At 62.7% G+C, this 19,814-nt stretch carries 17 protein-coding genes and 1 riboswitch; of the genes, 4 read left to right on the top strand and 13 right to left on the bottom strand.

The features are described from left to right. The first annotated feature begins 315 nt into the window (after nt 1–315). Complete coding sequence (locus CLV45_RS09740) at nt 316–2,505, top strand: alpha-ketoacid dehydrogenase subunit alpha/beta (protein WP_100336164.1); 2,190 nt, start codon at nt 316–318, stop codon at nt 2,503–2,505. Between the two features lie 296 nt (nt 2,506–2,801). Here CLV45_RS09740 and tamL read toward each other — a convergent pair whose 3' ends face one another. After that, complete coding sequence (tamL, locus tag CLV45_RS09735) at nt 2,802–5,270, bottom strand: translocation and assembly module lipoprotein TamL (RefSeq protein WP_100336163.1); 2,469 nt, start codon at nt 5,268–5,270, stop codon at nt 2,802–2,804. A 53-nt stretch (nt 5,271–5,323) separates the two neighbouring features. Between tamL and CLV45_RS09730 the strand changes: the two genes are divergently transcribed. Then, entirely contained in the window at nt 5,324–6,067 is a 744-nt protein-coding gene (locus CLV45_RS09730; protein ID WP_100336162.1) for a TrmH family RNA methyltransferase, read from the top strand. A 260-nt stretch (nt 6,068–6,327) separates the two neighbouring features. On the opposite strand, the gene CLV45_RS09725 is transcribed toward CLV45_RS09730, so the two are convergent. From CLV45_RS09725 to CLV45_RS09695, 7 genes are all read right to left on the bottom strand, one after another. Further along, on the bottom strand, nt 6,328–7,476 hold the full coding sequence (locus CLV45_RS09725) for an outer membrane beta-barrel protein (RefSeq protein ID WP_100336161.1): 1,149 nt from the start codon (nt 7,474–7,476) through the stop codon (nt 6,328–6,330). A gap of 20 nt (nt 7,477–7,496) precedes the next feature. Continuing rightward, a complete protein-coding gene (locus tag CLV45_RS09720) occupies nt 7,497–8,348 on the bottom strand; it encodes a hypothetical protein (RefSeq protein ID WP_100336160.1) in 852 nt (283 codons plus the stop codon). Next, a complete protein-coding gene (locus CLV45_RS09715) occupies nt 8,329–8,904 on the bottom strand; it encodes an RNA polymerase sigma factor (protein WP_100336159.1) in 576 nt (191 codons plus the stop codon). Before CLV45_RS09715 ends, CLV45_RS09720 begins: the two co-directional genes overlap by 20 nt. A 226-nt stretch (nt 8,905–9,130) precedes the next feature. Continuing rightward, the gene (locus tag CLV45_RS09710; RefSeq protein ID WP_100336158.1) at nt 9,131–9,760 is read right to left on the bottom strand and encodes a DUF3575 domain-containing protein; all 630 of its coding nucleotides are present in this window, start codon (nt 9,758–9,760) and stop codon (nt 9,131–9,133) included. A gap of 194 nt (nt 9,761–9,954) precedes the next feature. Next, the gene (locus tag CLV45_RS09705; RefSeq protein WP_100336157.1) at nt 9,955–10,314 is read right to left on the bottom strand and encodes a CoA-binding protein; all 360 of its coding nucleotides are present in this window, start codon (nt 10,312–10,314) and stop codon (nt 9,955–9,957) included. A 207-nt stretch (nt 10,315–10,521) separates the two neighbouring features. Continuing rightward, nucleotides 10,522–12,096 carry an NAD(P)/FAD-dependent oxidoreductase gene (locus CLV45_RS09700; protein ID WP_100336156.1) on the bottom strand — a complete coding sequence of 525 codons (1,575 nt, stop codon included), beginning with the start codon at nt 12,094–12,096 and terminating at the stop codon, nt 10,522–10,524. Between the two features lie 284 nt (nt 12,097–12,380). Next, nucleotides 12,381–12,788, bottom strand: a complete 408-nt coding sequence (locus CLV45_RS09695) for an acyl-CoA thioesterase (protein WP_100336155.1) — start codon at nt 12,786–12,788, stop codon at nt 12,381–12,383. Nucleotides 12,789–12,965: 177 nt separating this feature from the next. Then, nucleotides 12,966–13,167: riboswitch (cobalamin riboswitch) on the bottom strand. Between the two features lie 112 nt (nt 13,168–13,279). On the opposite strand from CLV45_RS09695, the gene CLV45_RS09690 reads away from it, so the two are divergent. Further along, nucleotides 13,280–14,599 carry an MFS transporter gene (locus CLV45_RS09690; protein WP_100336154.1) on the top strand — a complete coding sequence of 440 codons (1,320 nt, stop codon included), beginning with the start codon at nt 13,280–13,282 and terminating at the stop codon, nt 14,597–14,599. Here CLV45_RS09690 and CLV45_RS09685 read toward each other — a convergent pair. The 5 genes from CLV45_RS09685 to CLV45_RS09665 all read right to left on the bottom strand — a co-directional run bounded on the left by CLV45_RS09685 (nt 14,596) and on the right by CLV45_RS09665 (nt 18,902). Next, nucleotides 14,596–15,423, bottom strand: coding sequence for a M23 family metallopeptidase (locus CLV45_RS09685; RefSeq protein ID WP_100336153.1), 828 nt, complete (start codon nt 15,421–15,423; stop codon nt 14,596–14,598). The two genes, CLV45_RS09690 and CLV45_RS09685, sit on opposite strands and share 4 nt — an antisense overlap. A 121-nt stretch (nt 15,424–15,544) precedes the next feature. Next, nucleotides 15,545–15,853 carry a hypothetical protein gene (locus CLV45_RS09680; RefSeq protein WP_157807399.1) on the bottom strand — a complete coding sequence of 103 codons (309 nt, stop codon included), beginning with the start codon at nt 15,851–15,853 and terminating at the stop codon, nt 15,545–15,547. A 49-nt stretch (nt 15,854–15,902) separates the two neighbouring features. Next, nucleotides 15,903–16,856: a tetratricopeptide repeat protein gene (locus CLV45_RS09675; protein ID WP_100336151.1), complete on the bottom strand. Its 954-nt coding sequence runs from the start codon at nt 16,854–16,856 to the stop codon at nt 15,903–15,905. 244 nt (nt 16,857–17,100) lie between these two features. Next, complete coding sequence (locus CLV45_RS09670; protein WP_100336150.1) at nt 17,101–17,814, bottom strand: hypothetical protein; 714 nt, start codon at nt 17,812–17,814, stop codon at nt 17,101–17,103. 110 nt (nt 17,815–17,924) lie between these two features. Continuing rightward, on the bottom strand, nt 17,925–18,902 hold the full coding sequence (locus tag CLV45_RS09665; protein ID WP_100336149.1) for a tryptophan 2,3-dioxygenase family protein: 978 nt from the start codon (nt 18,900–18,902) through the stop codon (nt 17,925–17,927). Between the two features lie 216 nt (nt 18,903–19,118). Here CLV45_RS09665 and sdaAB point away from each other — a divergent pair, with 216 nt between their 5' ends. Continuing rightward, nucleotides 19,119–19,799, top strand: a complete 681-nt coding sequence (gene sdaAB, locus CLV45_RS09660) for an L-serine ammonia-lyase, iron-sulfur-dependent subunit beta (protein WP_100336148.1) — start codon at nt 19,119–19,121, stop codon at nt 19,797–19,799. Nucleotides 19,800–19,814 lie beyond the last annotated feature (15 nt).

The raw sequence follows: 19,814 nt of genomic DNA, 5'->3' as shown, positions 1-19,814 counted from the left end.
AGGCTGACGAGGCAGCCACGGGGCCGACTCGGACAGAAAAAGAAAACCGCCGCCGGGCGGAGTAATTGGCAAGCCGCAAAGGTAGGAGTTTGCGCGCGTTCCGGCGGGGTGTACGGCCCACAAAAGACCCCGCGCGCGGCAGGCTGGCGCGGGAAACGGGATTCGCGGATACCCCACCTGCCCAGCGGCGGTTAATTTGGGGGGTGGAGCCCCGTTAGAGAATCAGCCCGGGGTGGCGGGTAGGCAACTTGGGGCCAAGCAACGATGTTGCTGTCGTTTTGATGCTGTACTTTCGCCCCGTATTCCTAGCCACCCATGCCGAATTCAACTGCTCCCACCCTGGAAACCGACTTCACCGCCCAGCTTAACGCCACCCAGCCCGACCAGGCCACCCTGTTGCGCGCGTATTCGCTCATGCGCACCGGCGACGAGCTGGCCCGCCTCTACGAAGAAAATAAGGCCGTAACGGCCAAATACGTCCACGCCACGGCCCGGGGCCACGAGGCCATTCAGCTGGCCGCCGCCTGCTTTCTGGGCCCCCAGGACTACGTGACGCCCTACTACCGCGACGACGCCCTGCTGCTGGGCTTGGGCCTGGAGCCCTACGAGCTGATGCTGCAGCTCATGGCTAAGCGCGACGACCCTTTTTCGGGCGGCCGCACGTATTACTCGCACCCGTCCTTGCGCCGGGCCGGCTTCCCGACCATTCCGCACAACAGCTCGGCCACCGGCATGCAGGCCATTCCGGCCACGGGCATGGCCCACGGCATTAAGTACCTGGAAAGCCAGGGCCTGAACCCGGTGATGGCCGACCCGCGCGACTGGTACGAAAGCGGCAAAACCGGGCCCGGCCTGTATAGCCTGCTGCCCGCCGAAGCCCAGCAGGGCGGCTCCGTGGTGGTGTGCTCCATCGGCGACGGGGCCATGACCGAGGGGGAAGTCTCGGAGGCCCTGCAAATGGCCGTGCTGCACCAGTTGCCCATTATTTATCTGGTGCAGGACAACGACTGGGGCATTTCGGCCACCGGCCGGGAGATGCGCGCCATGGATGCCTACGAGTTTGCCGCCGGCTTTAAAGGGTTGCAGCGCCTGCGCGTAAACGGAGCCGACTTCCCCGATTCCTACGCCGGCCTGGCCACGGCCTTCGACTACGTGCGCCGCACCCGGGGCCCGATTCTGGTGCACGCCAAATGCCCGCTGCTGGGCCACCACACCAGCGGCGTGCGGCGCGAGTGGTACCGCGGCGACAACCTGGCCGAGCACACCACCAACGACCCGCTGCCCCGCCTGCACCAGCAGCTGCTGGATCTGGGCATCCCGGAAGCCGAGCTGGAAGAGCTGGGCCGGCAGGCCCGCGCCCTGGTGGAAGCCGACTACCAGCGCGCCCTGGCCGCCCCGAACCCCGACCCGGCCACCTTCGCCGACCACGAGTTTGCCGAGCCCGAAGTAACCGAGGAAGCCGGGGAGCGGAGTCCCGCCGGGGCCGACAAAGCCCTGATGGTGGATGCTGCCCTGCACACCGTGGACGACATTCTGCGCGAGTTTCCCGAGGCCCTGTTCTACGGACAGGACGTGGGCGGGGAGCTGGGCGGCGTGTTCCGGGAGGCGGCTCTGCTGGCCAAAAAGTACGGCGACACCCGCGTGTTCAACACCCCGATTCAGGAAGCCTACATTGTGGGCTCCACGGCGGGCATGAGTGCGGTGGGGGCCAAGGCCATTGTCGAAATCCAGTTTGCCGACTACATCTGGCCCAGCCTCAACCAGCTGGTGGAGGAGCTCAGCAAGTCGTGCTACCTCTCCAACGGTAAGTTTCCGGTCCAGAGCCTGATTCGGGTGCCCATCGGGGCCTACGGCGGGGGCGGGCCTTACCACTCGGGCTCCATCGAAAGCACGCTGCTTACCATTCGCGGCATCAAGGTGGTGTACCCCAGCAACGCGGCCGACATGAAGGGGCTGATGCGCGCCGCCTTCCTGGACCCCAACCCGGTGGTGATGCTGGAGCACAAGGGCCTGTACTGGAGCAAGGTGCCCGGCACCGACGAGGCCAAAACCGTGGAGCCGGCCACCGGCTACGTTATTCCGCTGGGCAAAGCTGCCGTGGCTCAGGAGGCTGATGCCGAGCAGCTGCGCCAAGGCACCACCTGCGTGGTCATCACCTACGGCATGGGCGTGCACTGGGCCAAAACGGCCAGCAAGCAGTTTGCCGGCCAGGTTGAAATTCTGGATTTGCGCACCCTCAACCCGCTCGACTTCGAGGCGGTGCAGGCTGCCGTGCGCCGCCACGGCAAAGCCCTGGTCCTGACCGAGGAGCCGCTGATGAACTCCTTTGCTGAGTCGTTGGCCGGCCGGATTCAGCGCACCTGCTTCGCGCAGCTCGACGCCCCGGTCTTTACCCTGGGCGCCGCCAACCTGCCCGCCATTGCCCTCAACGTGGAGCTGGAGCGCCAGATGCTGCCCAGCGCGGAGAAAGTTGCAGCGGCGCTGGCGGAGCTGCTGGAGTATTAGGTTAATGTGCTAATGTGTTTTCAATGTGCTGATGTGCTGATGTGCTGATGTGCTAATGTCGTTGTAATGTGCTAAATGTGAGGAAATGTGTCATTGCGAGGCCAAAGGCCGTGGCAATCCGTCCTCTGAAATGTGCTGAGTATTCTAAAGTGAAAAGCCCTTTTCTACCGCGTGTAGAAAAGGGCTTTCTGGTAAAAGGGTGTTTGTCACTAGCAGAGGACGGATTGCTTTGTCCTTCGTCCTCGCAATGACACGTTGGGCATTAGCACATCAGCACATTCCTCCACATCAGCACATTAAAAAGGATAGCCGATGCCGAGGTTGAAGGCGGTTTGGTTGGGGGATTTGGCCAGCCGGAAATTGGGCAGCACGAACTTGTTGCCCGGTGCGGTGGGGTCGTAGACTTTGGTGGCCACGTCGAGGCGCAGGATGAGGAAGGTGAAGTCGAAGCGGATGCCGATGCCCGAGCCCACGGCAAACTGCCGGTAAAACTGGTTGAGGTGGAATACCGCGTCCTGGCGCGTGCCCTCGGCCTGCAGGGTCCAGACGTTGCCAAAATCGGTGAATAGGGCCCCGTTGATGAAGCTGTAGAGTGGGAAGCGGTACTCCAGGTTGCCCTCAATGAGCACTTCGCCGGGCTGCTCCAGAGCGTAGTCGCGGATGGGCTGGCCGGTGGTTTCGTCGATTTGATTGGTGCCGTCGTTGTTGAGCTTGTAGGTAGTGTAGGTGCCCGTGCCCAGGCGGCGCGGGCGCCAGGCCCGCACGCTGGAGCTACCGCCGGCAAAGAAGTATTTGTCGTAGGGAATCGTGTACTGACCCTCGGTTTTAGTCAGGGCATGGGCCACGCCAGTGTTGAGGCGGTACACGAAAAACGATTTGGGCCCCAACTTGTGGTAGCGGCGGTAGTCGGCGCTGATTTTGGCAAAATCATACACGCTGAGCTTGATCTTGTCCTGGTAGAGGGAGCGGGTCAGGCCGCCGACTTCGGCAAACAGGCGCAGGTAGCGTGCGTCCCGGGTTTGAGTGAAGTCGTTGGAGTTGTAGAGCGAGGTAAAATTGAAGCTCGGAATGTAGAGCGAGGTAAAGCTGCGAAACAGCGGGGAGCCCTGCGTCACGCGCAGCTTTTCCAAGTCGGCCTGAAACCGATCCGAAATCGTCGGGGTGTAAATTACGCTCAGGTCCAGGGGCGTCAGCACGTACTGGTGAAAGGCCGAGCGCTGCCAGATGTAGTCGTAGGTGGCCTCCAGGTTGGTGCGGGTGTACTCGGGCCGGTTGACGTAGGTGTAGCTGGCGCTGATGCGGGTTTTGGGGTTGTAGCGGGTCAAAAACCGGTTCGTGTTCCAGGGCACCAGAAACTGCGGGATAATCAGGTTCACGTTGCCCCCGAGCTGGGTGGTCAGCACGCTTTTGTCTTCCGTACGGCTCAGCTGGCCTTCGAAGCCCGAGCGCAGCCCGATTTCCAGCACCTCGGCCCCGCCCAGAATGTTACGCACCTTCAGGCGGAAGTTGATAAACGGCCCGGGCAGGCCCGCCACGTAAGTGCCCCCGAATTCGGTAGTTTCCTGGTATTTCTTGGTGGGCGAGGCATTCACGGTGGCAATGAGCTGCCCCCGGGTGCTGATACTGTCGCCGTTGGTGGGCCGGATTTTGTTGTAGTTCACGGTGTTAAACCGGAACATGTCCAGGTCGCTGAGCTGGCGCTGGGTGAGCAGCGTGTTCTGCAGGCTGTACCGGTCGCCGGGGCGCACGGCCAGCTTGCGGTCCAGAATCTTAGTACTGAAGCGCTGCTTGAAGGCCAGGTAGTACACCGAGTCGCGCACGAGCGTGTCGCGCTTCACGCCGAAGCGCACCGTGCCGGCGTCGGTAATAAAGCGCACCCGGCGCACGGTGTATACCTGGTGCGGCTCGTCCGGCGCGGGGTTGGCAATGATGGTGCGCAGGCGCACGGTGGCCGGGGCAAAGCTGGTGTCGGCCTCCAGGGAGATGTACTGCTGGCGAAAATCGAAGTAGCCGGCATTTTTGAGCAGGGTTTCCAGCCGGGCCCGTTCCTGCCCGATGACGTTCTCGTTGTAACGGTCGTTGAGGTGGAGCAGCGAGGCCGACTGCCCGGCCATCACCACCCGGGCCACGGCCGAGTCGGCAATGTCGTAATCGAGCTGGGTGTAGTGAAACGGCTGGTTTTCGGTGACGCGGTAGGTGACCGTCACCCGGCGGTTGTGCACCGTGTCGGGCCCTTCGAAGAGGTGAACCAGGGAAAAGCGCCGGTCCACGACCGTGTCGGTGGCCGAAACTTGGCTGCGGAAAAAGCCTTCGGATTTGAGAAATGTCCCGATCTGCTGCACGGTCTTGGCCGTGAGCGAGGAGTCGTACACCACCGGCGGCTCGCCCAGGCGCATAATGGCGTTGCCCTTGTCGAGGGCCAGCTGCAGGCGGCGGGTGCGTTTCTCGCGGCGCACCAGCAGCTTACCCACTTTCACCGAGTCGGGGCGGGCGGCCTGCATGCGCTCATCAAACTCCTGGCGGATGCGCTGGAGCTTGGTTTGCAGCCGGGGCTTGTTGTAAAAGCGGTTTCCCAGCTGGTAGATTGTTAGCTTTGGCAGCGGAAAGCGGCTGTTGGGCTTCTGCTGGTAAAGCGCCTCAATGCGCTCGGCATCGGCTTCCTTGACGCCTTCCAGCCGGATGCGGCTCAGCAGCTTCTGCCGGGGCCCCAGCAGGCGCAGCGGCGAGCAGCCCGCCAGCACCAGCAGGGTGCCGACCAGCGCCACGCCAGTTATCCATCGTATAATAGGCCGCTCTGGGCGGTTAGCAAACAGCGAATATGGTTTCAAAAGCAGTAGCGAAATACGTGCACGCGCTGCACCTGAAGAAATACCGGCTCCGCCACCAAGCCTTCCTGGTGGAAGGCGGCAAAAGTGTGGTGGAGCTGTTACGTTCCGGGCTCTTAACGGAGCGGGTGCTGCTGACGGCTGAGTTTGCCGCAAAAATCCCGCCCATCCCCGCGAAGGTACCGGTTGAAATCGTGACGGAGGAAGAATTAACCAAACTTGGTACCCTGGCCAACAATACCACGGCCCTGGCCATTGCCCGCCTGCCCGAGGAAACGCCCCTGCAACCCTCGCCCAACCAGCTGCTGCTGGCCCTCGACGAAGTGCGCGACCCGGGCAACCTGGGCACCCTCATCCGCCTGGCCGACTGGTACGGGCTGCAGGGCGTGGTCTGCTCCGAGTCGTGCGCCGACCCGTGGGCGCCCAAAACCATTGCCGCCACCATGGGCTCGTTTGCCCGCGTGCCGGTGTGGCAGCGCGAATTGCCCGAGTGGCTCGATGAGCTGCCCGCCGACTTGCCCCGCTACGGCGCCCACCTCGAGGGCGACAATGTCCACCGGCTCAGCCTGCGCCCCGGCGGCGTGCTGATTATGGGCAGCGAGTCGCACGGGCCGCGGCCTGAGGTGCTGGCCCGCCTTACCCAGCGCCTGTTTATTCCCGGGGCCGGCGGGGCCGAAAGCCTGAACGTGGCCGTGTCGGCCGCTATTCTGCTCGACAACTTCCACCGGCAGCTGTAGGAGGTGGTGAACTGATGAGTTGTCGTTCTTGCTGCGGCTGTCATCCTTCATCTGACGTCCGCCGGGCAAAGGAGCTTCCTCATTTGGGGGACAAGCCCGATATCAATGCAAAAAGCCCTTTCCAACGGATGGAAAAGGCTTTTTGCATTTAATGAACCTTCGTGGGGCAGGAGAGGAAAGTCCTTCGTCTCTGCTTCATGTGCGCAATACTCAAGCTGACGGAACAGAGCACCTCAGCCCATTTCTCATTAGCACATTCGCTAGTCCAGAATCGAGACGCCGAAGCTGATGGTCTGGGCCTGGGGGCCGCGGTTGTTCTTGAACAGCTCGTTCATGTTGTACTTCACGAACAGGTCGATGCCCCGCACGCCGATTAGGCCCTGTACGCCATACTGAAAGTCTTCCAGGTTGAAGCTGCCCCGGTCTTTGTCTTTGCGGGTGTGGCCTTCATCCTCGTACTTGATTTTGGTGTGGCTGGCCAGGCGGTAGCCGCCAAAGCCCCCGGCTCCGAGGCGAAAGGCGTCGTTCCCGCTTTTATCCTTGAAATTGAGCTTGGCCAGCAGCGGCACATTCACGACGGTGGTGGCCAGCTTGCTTTTTTCCAGGTTCAGAAAGGGCTCCCGCAGAATGGTCGTGCGGGTGTCGGTGGCAAACAGGCGGCGGTTGTTGTCGAACATGTAGTTGTTGAAGGCCAGCTCGGGGCCCAGCACCAGAAACAGCGGACTGCGGCGGCCGCCCAGGCGGATGTCGTAGTGCCAGTTTAGGCTAACGTAGCGTGAGCCGGTGGGCTTGAGGTCGAACTGCTCCTCGCTCAGGCCCGAGCGGTTGGTCAGCGCGTTCAGGCCCAGGTCGAGGGAGAAGTTGCTGTGCACGGCGCGGCTGGCGTGCTCTTCGCGCTTGGTCCGGCGGTTGGCTTCGCGCAGCGAGTCCCCGCGGTGCGAGTCGTCGCGGCCGATGTTAATGGAAACTTCGTCGTCCCCGTCCTTACCGTTCTTTCCTTCCTTGACCGAGATGCTGAACACTTGCCCGAACTTGTAGCCCTTCACGGCCACTTTGGTGGTGGGTTCCTCGTTGCGCACCGTCACCCGGATTTGCTCGGGGGCCTGGCTGCCGGGGTGGTCCTTGGCCGGGTAAAACTCCATGGTGACGGGGCTGTTGCCGGCATTCTTGCTGGCCAGCTCGGCCTGGTGAATGTAACGGTCCAACAGGGCCATGAGCGTATCGAGGCGGTAGGTCCGCAGCTCGCGCAGCTGTTCCTTGTTCTTGGTATAGAGGGTCATGGTGGCCTGGTTGGGCAATTTCACCACGATGGTGTCGTCGTTGGCGGGCTTATCGGCGGCCTGGGAGCGGGTGGGGCCCGTCAAAACTGTCAGCAGCAGCAGGGCCAACAGCGCGGAAAAACGTTTCATGACGTAGGGAGTTGAAGATCTTAGAGTTGAATGACTTTGGTGGCCGAGTGATTGAACACGTTGACCTGCACGGTTACCGTTTCCGGTAGCTCGACTTTGGGCAGCTTCACCCGCCCGTCCTTGACGGCGGTTTTGGCTTTGTGAAACAAGTTTTTGAGGTGAGAATCCGACTCGTAGGACTGCCGCGCGTCCGCGGCCGCCAGCGCTACTACCGGAGCTTCGGTGCCGCGGTGCACTTCCACTTCGATAGGGCCCGCCGGAGCGGGGGAGGCGGGGGTAGGTTCCACCACGGCTACGGCCTCGTCGGGGCGGCGCTCCGGTTGCGGCGCGACGAGAGAGGAAGTAGCAGCCAGAGCCGGGGCGGGTACCGCCGCCCGGTGGCTGGCTTTCGTGGGTTGGGGACTGGTTTGGGCCAGCAAAGCGGGCTGCGAGGCGCCGGCTGCGGCCCGCCGCTGAGATGCCGCGGCCAGGGGCTTGGTTTTCGAAGCCGGAGCCTGTACAGCGGCAACTTCGGTGGCCGACCCTTCTACACCGCTAGATGGCAACTCATTAGGGGCGGTTGCCTGGGTAGTAGATTTTTCTTCGTTGTTGGAAGCGGCCGTTTTCGCCGGGGCAATAGCCGAAGAAGCGGTGGTAGTCGTCGTGGCCAGGGTGCCCGTAGTCAGACCCGGACCGGCGGGGCGCAGCAGCCAGGCGCCGCCGGCCACGATGAGCAGGGCAATCATGGCCGCGGCGGCGTAGAGCCACATAACCGGGCGCTTGCGGGCGGGCCGGATTTCTTCCTCCAACTGGTTCCAGAGGTAGGCCGGGGGCGTGGGGGCGTGGTGCTGGAGCTGGTCGCGAAACAGCTTATCAATATCTTCCGGTTGCATAGTATTCTTTCGGTGAGGAGGTGGAAGCGCTGCTGCTGGCGGCAGCCAGGCGGCGCTGGAGCATGGCGCGGGCCTTGCTCAGCTGCGATTTGGAAGTGCCCTCGGAAATGCCCAGCAGCTCGGCAATTTCGGGGTGGGTGTAGCCCTCCACGGCGTAGAGGTTGAACACCGTGCGGTAGCCGGCCGGCAAGTCGGCCAGCAGGGCCAGCAGGTCGGCCGCGTGCAGGTTGCTTTCGGCCTCGGCGGCCGTGGCCGGCACGTCGGTCACCATATCGTCGATGGCCAGGTGCAGGGGCTCCTTGCGGCGCAGCTGGCCCAGGGCCTCGTTCACCATGATGCGGCGGATCCAGCCCTCGAAGCTGCCCTCGTGCCGGTACTGGTCCAGGGCCCGGAACACTTTGGCAAACCCGCCCAGCATAGCTTCCTCGGCATCTTCGCGGCGGCGCAGATACCGGATGCACACGCCCAGCATCATGCCCGCAAACCGCTCGTAGAGCAGTTTCTGGGCACGGCCACTGCCTTGGCGGCACGCAGCAATAAGGTCGGCGTCAGTCACGGGAAAACGGGGTAGAATCGAACGATAGAAAGGTGTTTGGCGGGTTAGATACAAAACGCCCCGGGCCGGTTGCCTGCGGCCGAAAAAGTTTTATAAAATACCGCGAAAGGCGGCAAAAATCCTTTCTAATCCTGGTTCGTGGCGCTGTCGGGCACGAAAGCAAAAGCCGACAATCCCCTTACCTGGCCAGGTAAGGGGCTTGTCGGTGTTGAAGTGGCGGCTAAGCTTAGTGGCGGTAGCCGAGCGAGAAGCCCACCTCGGGCGCAAGCTGCAGCCGGGCACCATCACCCGGGGAGAAGTAGTAGGGGGTGGTGGCGGCCAAATACAGGTCCAGTGCGAGGCGGCGGCCTAGTGCCAACTGCGCGCCCAGCTGCAGGCGGGAATCCACGCTCCAGCCGCGGCTGGAGCGCTCTTCGAACGGGGCGAAGTTGTCGCGGTCCAGGCTAGCGCGGTGAATCGTGCCCACGCCCACGCCCAGATACCAGCCGCTCAGGGCCTGAGTGCGCGGGGCGCTGAGGTAATAGCGGGCTGCCACGTCAGCCGTCCAGAAGGTGGTCTGCAGGTCCCGATAATAGCCCACCGAGTACGCACGGCGCTGGTAGCCGGCCCCCAGCTGCACGCTCCACGCGGGCCGGAGCTGCCATTCGTACCGCAGCTGGGGCACCACGGTCCGGCTCGTGGCCGTACCGTAGCGGACGCCCAGCTTCACGAGGTGGGTGGGGGTAAACTTGGTGGTATCAACGGGCGCGGCGGCCGACGAGGCCAGGGGAGCTGCCAGCAGCGTAATGGCTAATACGTGCCGGCTGAAACGAGCCAGCGGGGGCTGCGGCCGGCCGCAATGTGGGTGAGTTAGCATACAGAGAGTAGCATAAGCAATACGAGCAATACGGTGCGCGGTAAGGTAGAATGAATTCTTGGTAGTCGACGTGGAAGCTGAGCCGAACTGCTTGTAAAGAAGCAGGGGCCAGCAGCAGCAGCAAACACCCCGCAGAAACGAAAAAGCCCCGACACCTAGTCGGGGCTTTCTGGGGCAGTACGGGTTAGGACCAGCTAGTAATTGCCCACCGACAGCATCACCAGGGTGCAGGCTTCTTCGGTGCGGATGCCGCGTTCCTGGGCCATACGTTCCAGCTCCTCGTTTTCGGTGCCGGGGTTGAAGATGATGCGCTTGGGCTTCAAATCCAGGATGTAGTCGTACCAAGCGGGCTGGTTTTGCGGGCCCACGTACAGCGTTACGGTGTCGATATCTTCGCCCGTGGGCCGGTCGGTGTGAATGTCGAGGCCAGCCACCTGGCCTTTGCGGATGCCCACGGGCACAACCTCGTGGCCGTGGCGCTGGAGCTGGTGCACGGCGCGGTAGGAGTATCGGGAGGGGTTGTCGCTGGCGCCGAGAACAAGGGTCTTTTTCATCTGGGGAGTTGATTGTCGGTTGTTGAGTGCTGTTCGTTAACCGGTCGGCCGGAGCTTGGTTAACGAATACCTGCGGCGGGTGAGGGAAAGCAGGTTAGTGACTTAAACGCATTTCAGCCGCGAAGAATCAAAAATCAACCGCGAAAAAGCCCCGCCGACTTTCAACAATCAACAATCAACAATTATCAATTATCAATCACCAATCACCTACCCACGAACCAGGGCCGCTACGGCTTCGGCGCACCGCTCCCCATCCATGGCCGCCGATACGATGCCGCCCGCGTAGCCGGCTCCTTCTCCGCAGGGAAACAGGCCCGTGGTTTCGGGGTGCTGCAGCGTGGCCGGGTCGCGGGGGATGCGCACCGGGGCCGAGGTGCGGCTTTCCACGCCCACGATTTGGGCCGCGTTGGTGGCGTAGCCCGGAATCTTGCGGCCAAAGTTCTCGAAGCCCTGCCGCAGCCGCGCCGTCAGGCCTTGGCCCAGCACCTGCTCCATATTGACCGAGACCAGGCCGGGCTGGTAGGAGGTGTCGAGCAGCTCGGCCGAGACTTTGCCCTTGAGAAAGTCGCCCAGGCGCTGGGCCGGGGCCAGCTGGGTGTTGCCGGCCAGCTGGCAGGCCCGCTGCTCGATTTGCTGCTGCAGCTGCAGGCCAGCCAGGGCGCCGTAGCGCTGCAGGTCCATGTCTTCGAGCTCAATGGCCGTCACGATGCCGGAGTTGGCGAAGCGGGAGTCGCGGCGGCTGGGGCTCATGCCGTTCACCACTACTTCGCCGGGCGCGGTGGCAGCGGGCACGATAAAGCCGCCGGGGCACATGCAAAACGAAAACACGCCCCGCTGCTGGCCCTGCCACTGAGTTTGGTGCACCAAGGAGTAGGATGCCGCTGGCAGCGGACCCCGGTCGGCGCGGCGGTACTGGGCCTGGTCGATAAGCTCCTGCTGGTGCTCCACACGCACGCCCAGCGCAAAGGGCTTGGCCTCGATGCGGACCCCGCGGCGGTGCAGCAGCTCGTAAATATCCCGGGCCGAGTGGCCGGTGGCCAGAATCACGGCGTCGGCTTCCAGGGCCTCGCCGGCGGCCGTCACTACGCCGCGCAGGTGAGTGCCGGCCAGAATCAGGTCCGTGACGCGGGTGTCGAAGCGCACTTCGCCGCCGGCCTGCCGGATGGATTCGCGCAGGGCCGCCACCACGCCGGGCAGCTTGTTGGTACCGATGTGGGGGTGGGCGTCGACCATGATTTCGGGCGTGGCCCCGTGCTGCACGAGCAGCTTGAGGATGCGCTGAATGTCGCCGCGCTTGGTAGAGCGGGTGTAGAGCTTGCCGTCGGAATACGTGCCGGCCCCGCCTTCGCCGAAGCAGTAGTTGGAGTCGGGATTCACGACGTGCTCCTTGTTGAGGGCCGCCAGGTCGCGGCGGCGGGTGCGCACGTCCTTGCCCCGCTCCAGTACGATGGGTCGGATACCCAGCTCAATGGCCCGCAGGGCGGCAAACAAGCCGGCCGGACCCGCGCCCACAATCAGCACCGAGCGGCGCGCCCGGCTGATATCGGGGTACTGAAACCAGGGGCCGAACAAGTCCGTGGGCGGAGCTGAGCGCCAGATGTCGGCCCGCAGGCGCACCAGGGGCTGCCGGCCGCGGGCGTCGATGCTGCGCTTGCGCAGGTGCACGAAGTCGGCCTGGCCGGGCTGCAGGCCGGCGGCGGCTAGCAGGGCGCGGTAGCGCGCGTACTCGTCGTAGGCCACTTCCGGGGGAAGCAGGGCCTCAATTTCTTGTTTTTCGGACATAAGGGGTGAAAGGTGTTTAGCCTTTAGACCTAAGCAAAAGGTGTTTTTGGACTGCAAAGATACCCAGGGAAAACAGATAAACCCGGCGTTTAATTCGGCTGTCCTCCTTCATCTGACGTCCGCAAAGCGCGGGACCTTCCTTCACGTCCTGCCCAACCCCGGTAAATGCAAAAATCCCTCTACCAGTGGATGGCAAAGGGATTTTGTCACGTTGGTACTGCCTGCCGTGGGGTAGGTGAGGAAGGTCCTGCGCAAAAGCTCAGGAGGACAGGCGGTGGGGTAGCCTACTCCGTCGTAGCGGCCTCGGACAGGATGCGGACCGGGCGCTTTTCGTTGTCGATGGCCACGAAGGTGAACGTGCCGGTTACGGCTTTGGTGCGCTCCTCGGAGTACATCTGCTCCACGAACAGGTCCACGCGCACCTGCAGGCTGGTGTTGCCCACGCGCACCACGTTGCCGATGAGCTCCACCAACGTGCCACCGGGAATGGGGTGGGTAAAGTCGACCTTGTCGGAGGACACGGTGACCATCTTGAGGCGGGAAAAGCGGGTGGCGCAGATAAAGGCCACTTCATCCATCATGTGCAGGGTGGCCCCGCCGAAGAGCGTATCGTAGTGGTTGGTGGTGTTGGGAAATACCGCTTTGAAAATACGCGTTTCGGCGCGGGCAATTTTCTCGTCGAGCGTGAGCATGGAACTGGGAAAAAGAGGGAAAGAAACGTCCTGCGGCTGGTTTCAAACCGCCCACCCGCCAACAAGCCCCGTCGAGAAAAAGCCGGAACCCGGCGCCGGCGGGCGCAGCAAAACGGCCCGGCCCACCGCCCGAATTCCTTCAGCACCCAACAAGAGCCCCATAGCGCGAGGGCCGTCTTATCCACGCGGCGCAAGGCAGGTCTCCTGACTTATACCAGTTTTCACGGCCCTTCTCAAGCGGGCCCGCAGGCCGGCTCAATGGGCGGGATTTGGGGGTGAAAACCAACTCGGTACTTACAGTAGCGCGTCTGTCCGGGATTCGCACCCGGTTCCCTATTAATTCCGGTATTACCCGGAAACCTTGCGGCCGTCTGATTGAAATCAAACCAAGAACAACGCCGGCAAAGGTAGGAGTTTGGACCGGGCCCGCTACCTTGGCGGCTGCCACCGGTCGTTTTTGCCCGGTTGGCCCGGCTGAATTTCCGCTTTCTATGTCTGCTTTCCTTCCCGGTGCGCCGCCCGCGCGTAGCATGGCTTCCCGCATCAAATCCATCGTCAGCGGCTCCATTGGCAATTTGGTGGAGTGGTACGATTGGTACGTGTACTCGGCTTTTTCCCTGTATTTCGCCCCGGCGTTTTTTCCCCAAGGCAACCTGACGGCCCAGTTGCTCAACTCGGCCGCCGTCTTTGCCGTGGGCTTTCTGATGCGGCCTTTGGGCGGCTGGCTCATGGGCACCTACGCCGACCGGCACGGCCGCAAAGCGGCCCTGGTGGTGTCGGTGCTGCTTATGTGCGGGGGCTCGTTGCTGATTGCCCTCACGCCGGGCTACGGGCAGATTGGGGTGGCCGCGCCGGTGCTGCTCGTGCTGGCCCGCCTGCTGCAGGGCCTGAGCGTGGGTGGCGAGTACGGCACCTCGGCCACCTACCTGAGCGAAATGGCCGACGCCCGGAACCGGGGCTTTTTCTCCAGCTTCCAGTACGTGACCTTGCTGGGCGGGCAGCTGCTGGCCTTATCGGTCCAGCTGGTGTTGCAGCGGAGCCTGAGCGAGGCGCAGATGTACACCTGGGGCTGGCGGGTGCCGTTCGTCATCGGGGCCGCGGCGGCGCTGGTAGCGTTGTATCTGCGGCGGCACATGGACGAAACCGACTCGTTCGTGAAGCAGGAGCAAACGGCCCCCACCCAGCAGGAGCCGGGTAAGCTGGCGCTGCTGCTGCGCTACCCCAAGGAAATCCTGACCGTGGTGGGCCTCACCCTGGGCGGTACCATCGTGTTTTACACCTTTACGACCTACGCCCAGAAATTTCTGGTCAATACGGCCGGTTTCAGCAAGGCCCAGGCTTCCTGGATTTCCTTCGTCACGCTGGCCATTGCCCTGGTGCTGCAGCCCTTGTTCGGGGCCTTGTCGGATCGGGTGGGGCGGCGGCCGGTGCTGCTGTTTTTCGGCGTCGGGGCCACGCTGGGTACCGTGCCGCTGCTCACCCTGCTGGGCCGGGCCCCCTCGGAGTGGGCCGCCCTGGGGCTGCTGGCCGTGGCCATGCTGATGATGAGCGGCTACACTTCGATTAATGCCGTGGTGAAGGCCGAGTTGTTCCCGACGGCCATCCGGGCCCTGGGCGTGGGCTTGCCCTACGCCCTGACGGTGGCCATCTTCGGCGGCTCGGCCGAGTACGTGGCCCTGCAGGCCAAGCAGTGGGGCGTCGAAACCTGGTTTTACTGGTACGTGACCTTCTGCGCCGCCCTGTCGTTGCTGGTGTACTGGCGCATGCCCGACACCCAGAAAGCGGGCCGCATGGAAGCCGGAGTGGGTTAGGGCGTAGTGACCGTCTGGCCCGTTTTCAGGTAGAGGCCGGGGCTTGTCGTCGTTTGAAACAAGGTTGGCACCATCCGCGGGTCAGGCTCGGCGCTGTATTGCACGTTAAACCCTAAGCAGGGCTCTTTTACCCAACCGGTGTTACCGGAAAAGCCGAGTACGTCGCCCTCGTTGACGCGCTGCCCGGCCTGCACGGCCGCACCGTTCTGCCGAAAGTGCGTGTAAACGGCGTAGGTCCCGTCGTCGTGAAATACCACTATCATATTGGCATCATACCGGCGGCCCCGGCCCCCAGATTTATCGGAATCCTGGCGCACATCGGTTACAACTCCGGCCCGGGCCGCGCACACGGGGGTATTTTCGGGCAGCCTGAATATAACCGCATGACTCCAAGGCTTACTGTAGGTGGAGTCGACGGTCCTGGCTTGCAGAATGGTGCTGGTCGTGCCCGTTGGTAAAGGCAACCGATAAATGAAGGTGGTGTCCGGCTTCTTGCCGTTGCAAATGCCCAACTGTGCCCCGTACCAGTAAGTATACGTGCGGGTCAGGTACTGCTCTTGCGGGGTGAAGTGCGCAATAACCTGCGGCTTGGGGGAAGGAAACACCACTATTTTAGCGGGCAGGGCTACGTCGCTGGTCATGTGCAGCAACTCGGCTTCCAGAAAGATAGTACAGGGCGCAAATCCCCGGTTTGTAGCTACTAGTACCGTGCTGCCATCCTTATATTTCACATCCTCCACTGAAACCAAAGGGCCGGGTTTGTTCTGGGCCATGCCCGCAAACCCCGACAGTAGCAGGAAGATATAGCTCAATAAACGGGGCATAGGTATCGGGGAGAAGGGCGTAATAATACCCCGAAGAAACGCCCCCCGGTCGAAATAACCTATTGCCTCAGGCGCCGGGCCCCACTAATTACGGCGTGCCACCCGGTAGCACCTACCCGAATCAGGTTGGGGAAGTAGTGCCTGAATCTGCCTGACCGTTCATGCCCAGCTGCCCCAGGCTGGCGTGGGCCTTGCTGGCGTTGTCAAATTTCTCGCTCAGAATGGCGCTGATGGCCTGGGCTACCTCGGGGCCGTAGCGGGCCATGCTGCCGCTGAGTACCTCGTAGTAAAAGGCGGCCAGAGTATCGGCGGGCCAGAGCGGGCTAATGTTCTGGTGCAGGGTGCGCAACTGCTCCAGGGAAGTATCAATGATTTTGCGGTCGGTGGCGTCCATAGTGCAGGCCGAGGGAAAGGCGGTTCCGGAAGGCATACGCTAGGCCGCCGGGCCGGGGTTGCGGAACTGCCCGCCACCGCTGGGCTTAGCGGCAGTGCTCCTTCAGGATACGCTTGAGCTCCTTTTCGCCCACGGCCGCGTCGCCCCAGCGCAGGGCCTGGCGCAGCGACTCGCAGGCGCTGGGGTCTTCCAGCTTGATCTGCACCACGCCCAGCATGCGGTAAAACTGGCCTTTATCCACGAATTCCGCCATTTCCAGGCACTTGCTGTAATCGGCCACGGCCTGGGGCAGCTGGCCCTGCTGCTCGTAGGCCAGGCCCCGGGCAGCGTAGGCATCGAGGTAGCGCGGGTTCAGGCGCAGCGCCTGGCTGTAGGTGGCCACGGCCCGGGCGTAGTCCTGACGGGCGTAGGCCAGCTGCCCCAGCCCGAAGTAGGTAGCCGAGTCGGCCGGGTTCAGACTCAAAGCTTTCCGCAAGTGCTGGCGTGCCCGGGCGCTGTCCTGCATGGCGGCGTAGGTGGTGCCCAGCACGCGGTAGGCCGTGGCGTTGCCCGGGTCCAGTTTGATAATTTCCTGGTAGGAGTCCAGCACGCCGGCCCGGTCGCCGAGCTTTTCCTGCAGGTCGGCCAGACGTACGTAGTAGGTGCGGGCCCCAAGGCGCTGCGGGTCGCGCTGCTGGGCCAGGGCAAAGTACCGCGCCGCGGCGGCCGGGGTGCCACGCTTGGTCAGGTAGGCGCTGAAGCCGTAAAAGACGTTGGCGCTGGCCGAGTCGAGCAGCCAGGCCCGGTTGTAGCTTTGCAGGGCCTGGGAGTATTTTTCCTGGTAAAATGCCGTCCAGCCCTCGTCCACGTAGGTTTCGGAGGCCGCCGCCCGGGTTTTGTACTGCTGCAGGGCCTGGGTTACAAACTCCTGGTCGGCCTGGCGCTGGGCCGCCGTTTGGGGCCGCCCGGCGTAGCGAGGCTGCTCGGCGTCGCGCTGGGCCCAGCTGAGGGGGCCGGCACCCAGGCACAGGAGCAGCAGCAAGAGTATCGTTTTGGGCATAACAAGCGCGTCAGCAGAAGGAGAATATCCGCCTACTACGTTTTCCGGCTCTACAAGATGCTTGCGGGCAGCCCAAGCTCGTTCCGGCCGGTAGCTACAAAGCGCCACCTGCGCCCGGAACCAAGGAATCAGCCGCTTCGGCTGGCTTATTGGCAAGGCAAACAAGCTCCGGGAGTGTAAGAAAACTTCCGTGAATTGAACTTCTGAAGCTCAAGCGGCCAGTAGCGGATGCTTACTGCTCAAGCTAGGAAATCCAGGTCATTTCGGCCTGCCTGATGCGCCAGCGGCCCTTGGTTTTTTCAACCCAGAGCACTTCCCCAAACCCGCACCGCGGTCCACACGTCCACCCATACGCCAGGAGCGCCTGGTCGCGGCGGGCGTTGAATACGACCTTGGATAAGCTCAACGTGCCTCTGCCCGGTGAGTGCCCAAAAGCTGGAGCTGGTTCCGCCGCCCGCAGGGTCGCCGTGCAGAGTTGAAAGTCCGCGGCCTGCAGACGGCGTTGTAAGTGCCGCAAACTATCGGCCACGGCTTGTTGGGACAGAGCCGCAAAAGAGCGCAGCAACCCGGCCACCCTGGAACTAGGCGGTAGGGTGGAGAGCTGAGCCGGCAGATCGGCCAGCACGGGTCCCTTTTCGTAGGTCGTATTCAGGTAAAAGGTCTGAAAGTGGGCCGTGTCCTGGAAAAGCTGGTTCTGGAAGCGGGCTTCCTGCTCCTGATGCCAGGCCGTATCGGTGGCCGTCGGCACCGGGTGGTCTACCGTCGCCAAGTGCTGCCAGAGCACCTGTTGCTGCTGCTCCGGTAAATACGCGTGGTCTAAGCCGTGTTCAATCAGCTCGGTCACAACGTCCTGATACAGCTGCTTGGTCGGGTCCGTCTGCAGGTTCGGGCAGGCGCGAAACTCCGTCGGCTGACAGGCGCTGCTTAGCCCAAGCAATACATAAAGCGTCCAGCGCATCGGTAAGTTGCCGTTAACCAAGCCGCGCGACTAGCCCGCCGGGCAATTGCGTGCAGCACCAAAAAAAAGCCCCCGACCGTAGAAGCCGGGGGCTAGATTAGTGAGTCAAATTACGAGCGGGCTTCTTCCAGAATGCTTTCCACCCAGTTTTTGCCCCAGTCTTCCAGCTCCTGACTGGTCCAGAGCTGGGGGTAGAAGATGCGCTTCTGGAACTTGGGAGGCAGGTACTTCTTCCAGTTGGTGCCCCCCGTGGCGGCCAGGGCCGTGGGGTCGCGCTCCAGGTAGCGCACCGCCGACTTAAAGTGCATCAGGGGCCAGTTGACGTTGACGTTCGTGTCGAGCAGCTTGAGCTGGCGTAGCAGGCGCGGGTGCTGCTGGTCTTCCGGGCTCAGGCGCTGCACCACGGTCCACACGTTGCGGTCCTGGTAGTGGGCCGCGTGCTGGCTGAGCTGCTGGGTGTATTTTTCTTCGAACTGAATAAGTGTCAGGGCTTTGGCGCCGGTTTCTTCGATGGTGGCCCCGGCTTTCCAGTAGATGCAGCCCATTAGCTCGTCGTGGGCGGCGGCCTCGCCCAGCAGGCGACGCTTCTCTTTGTTTAAAAGGTTGTCGAGCGAGGTGGAGGCAATTTCAATCATGCGGTACTGCACGCTCTGAAAGCCCGAGGCGGGCATCAGGGCCATGCGAAACTGCAAAAACTGGTTTTTGTCCATGCCGTCGACCATCACGTCGAAGGAGTCAATCAGGTTCTCGAAGTAGCGGTTGATGCGGCCCAGGCGCAAGACCAGCTCGCCCACGGTGGGCTGCTGCAGGAGCCCGATCTGCTCGTACTCGCAGAGGCAGAGCTTGAAGTAGAGCTCCGTAATCTGGTGGTACATAATAAAGATTCGCTCGTCGGGAATCTGGGTCAGGGGCCGCTGCAGCGAAAGCAGCGTATCGAGCTCGATATAGTCCCAGTAGTTGACGTAGTCGGCGTAGTACAGGCCCTCGAGGTAGCCTGCCAGATCCTGACCGTCGGCGGCGTACTTCTGCTGCAAACGGCGCAGCTGCTCGAGCACGGCGGGCGAGAATTCGTCCTGTGGCAAAGACATTGATTTAGGGTGGTTGGAGGCGGGAGAAGAAAGCCGTCTGGGTGGGAACGGCGGCACAAGGAACAAAAAAGCCGCCGAATCTGCCAGCCGCGGGCAACCCTTGGGCCCCGATGCCCATCTACTCGGGCGGGACCGTTTGGCGCGGGGCGCACCCCCTACGCAAACCCGACGATTTTGGTTGGTTTCCCGGCCAAATCACCTACTTTTAGCCCACTTATGGCCGAAAAGAGCAGCATTTTTGATATGATCGGACCCGTGATGATCGGGCCCAGCAGTTCGCACACGGCCGGCGTGGTCCGCATTGCCGGCGCCGCCATCCGCATCCTGGGCTCCTTGCCCACGCATGCCACCATTACGTTTTACAATTCCTTTGCCCGCACCTACGAGGGCCACGGCTCCGACCGCGCCATCGTGGCCGGCCTGCTGGGCATGGCCACCGACGACAAGCGCATCCGCGAGGCCTTCGAGCACGCCCGGGAAGCCGGCCTGCAGTACACCTTTCAGAGCGTGGGCAACGCCTCCACGATGCACCCCAACACCATCCGGCTGCAGCTGCGCGACGAGCGCACGGGCCACAGCGTGGAAGTTATCGGCCAGAGCCGGGGTGGGGGCGTCATCCGCATCGTGGAAGTCGACGGCTTCCCGTCCGACTTCTCGGCGTCCCTGCACACGCTCATCGTGGATGCCGACGACCGGCCGGGCTCCATTGCCTTTATTGCCTCGGTTATTGCCCATGACGACTGCAACATTGCCACCATGTTCGTGAGCCGCAAGGGCAAGAACGACGCGGCCCGGCAGTTCATCGAAATGGACTCGGGCATCAAGGAAATAACTCTGGAGTACCTGCGCCAGCTCAGCTGGGTCCACCGCGTAACGTATATTCCTAATATTGAATAATTACCTTTGCCACGC

It is taken from the genome of Hymenobacter chitinivorans DSM 11115 (genome assembly GCF_002797555.1).
Taxonomy (GTDB): Bacteria; Bacteroidota; Bacteroidia; order Cytophagales; family Hymenobacteraceae; genus Hymenobacter; species Hymenobacter chitinivorans.
This window is presented reverse-complemented; position numbering and strand designations above follow the sequence as displayed.

What these genes read in the sequence shown, in the direction of transcription:
- CLV45_RS09740 (WP_100336164.1), top strand. Translation starts at nt 316, where the DNA reads ATGCCGAATTCAACTGCTCCCACCCTGGAAACCGACTTCACCGCCCAG.
- CLV45_RS09730 (WP_100336162.1), top strand. Translation starts at nt 5,324, where the DNA reads ATGGTTTCAAAAGCAGTAGCGAAATACGTGCACGCGCTGCACCTGAAG.
- CLV45_RS09725 (WP_100336161.1), bottom strand. Translation starts at nt 7,476, where the DNA reads ATGAAACGTTTTTCCGCGCTGTTGGCCCTGCTGCTGCTGACAGTTTTG.
- CLV45_RS09720 (WP_100336160.1), bottom strand. Translation starts at nt 8,348, where the DNA reads ATGCAACCGGAAGATATTGATAAGCTGTTTCGCGACCAGCTCCAGCAC.
- CLV45_RS09710 (WP_100336158.1), bottom strand. Translation starts at nt 9,760, where the DNA reads ATGCTAACTCACCCACATTGCGGCCGGCCGCAGCCCCCGCTGGCTCGT.
- CLV45_RS09705 (WP_100336157.1), bottom strand. Translation starts at nt 10,314, where the DNA reads ATGAAAAAGACCCTTGTTCTCGGCGCCAGCGACAACCCCTCCCGATAC.
- CLV45_RS09700 (WP_100336156.1), bottom strand. Translation starts at nt 12,096, where the DNA reads ATGTCCGAAAAACAAGAAATTGAGGCCCTGCTTCCCCCGGAAGTGGCC.
- CLV45_RS09695 (WP_100336155.1), bottom strand. Translation starts at nt 12,788, where the DNA reads ATGCTCACGCTCGACGAGAAAATTGCCCGCGCCGAAACGCGTATTTTC.
- CLV45_RS09690 (WP_100336154.1), top strand. Translation starts at nt 13,280, where the DNA reads ATGTCTGCTTTCCTTCCCGGTGCGCCGCCCGCGCGTAGCATGGCTTCC.
- CLV45_RS09685 (WP_100336153.1), bottom strand. Translation starts at nt 15,423, where the DNA reads ATGCCCCGTTTATTGAGCTATATCTTCCTGCTACTGTCGGGGTTTGCG.
- CLV45_RS09680 (WP_157807399.1), bottom strand. Translation starts at nt 15,853, where the DNA reads ATGCCTTCCGGAACCGCCTTTCCCTCGGCCTGCACTATGGACGCCACC.
- CLV45_RS09675 (WP_100336151.1), bottom strand. Translation starts at nt 16,856, where the DNA reads ATGCCCAAAACGATACTCTTGCTGCTGCTCCTGTGCCTGGGTGCCGGC.
- CLV45_RS09670 (WP_100336150.1), bottom strand. Translation starts at nt 17,814, where the DNA reads ATGCGCTGGACGCTTTATGTATTGCTTGGGCTAAGCAGCGCCTGTCAG.
- CLV45_RS09665 (WP_100336149.1), bottom strand. Translation starts at nt 18,902, where the DNA reads ATGTCTTTGCCACAGGACGAATTCTCGCCCGCCGTGCTCGAGCAGCTG.
- sdaAB (WP_100336148.1), top strand. Translation starts at nt 19,119, where the DNA reads ATGGCCGAAAAGAGCAGCATTTTTGATATGATCGGACCCGTGATGATC.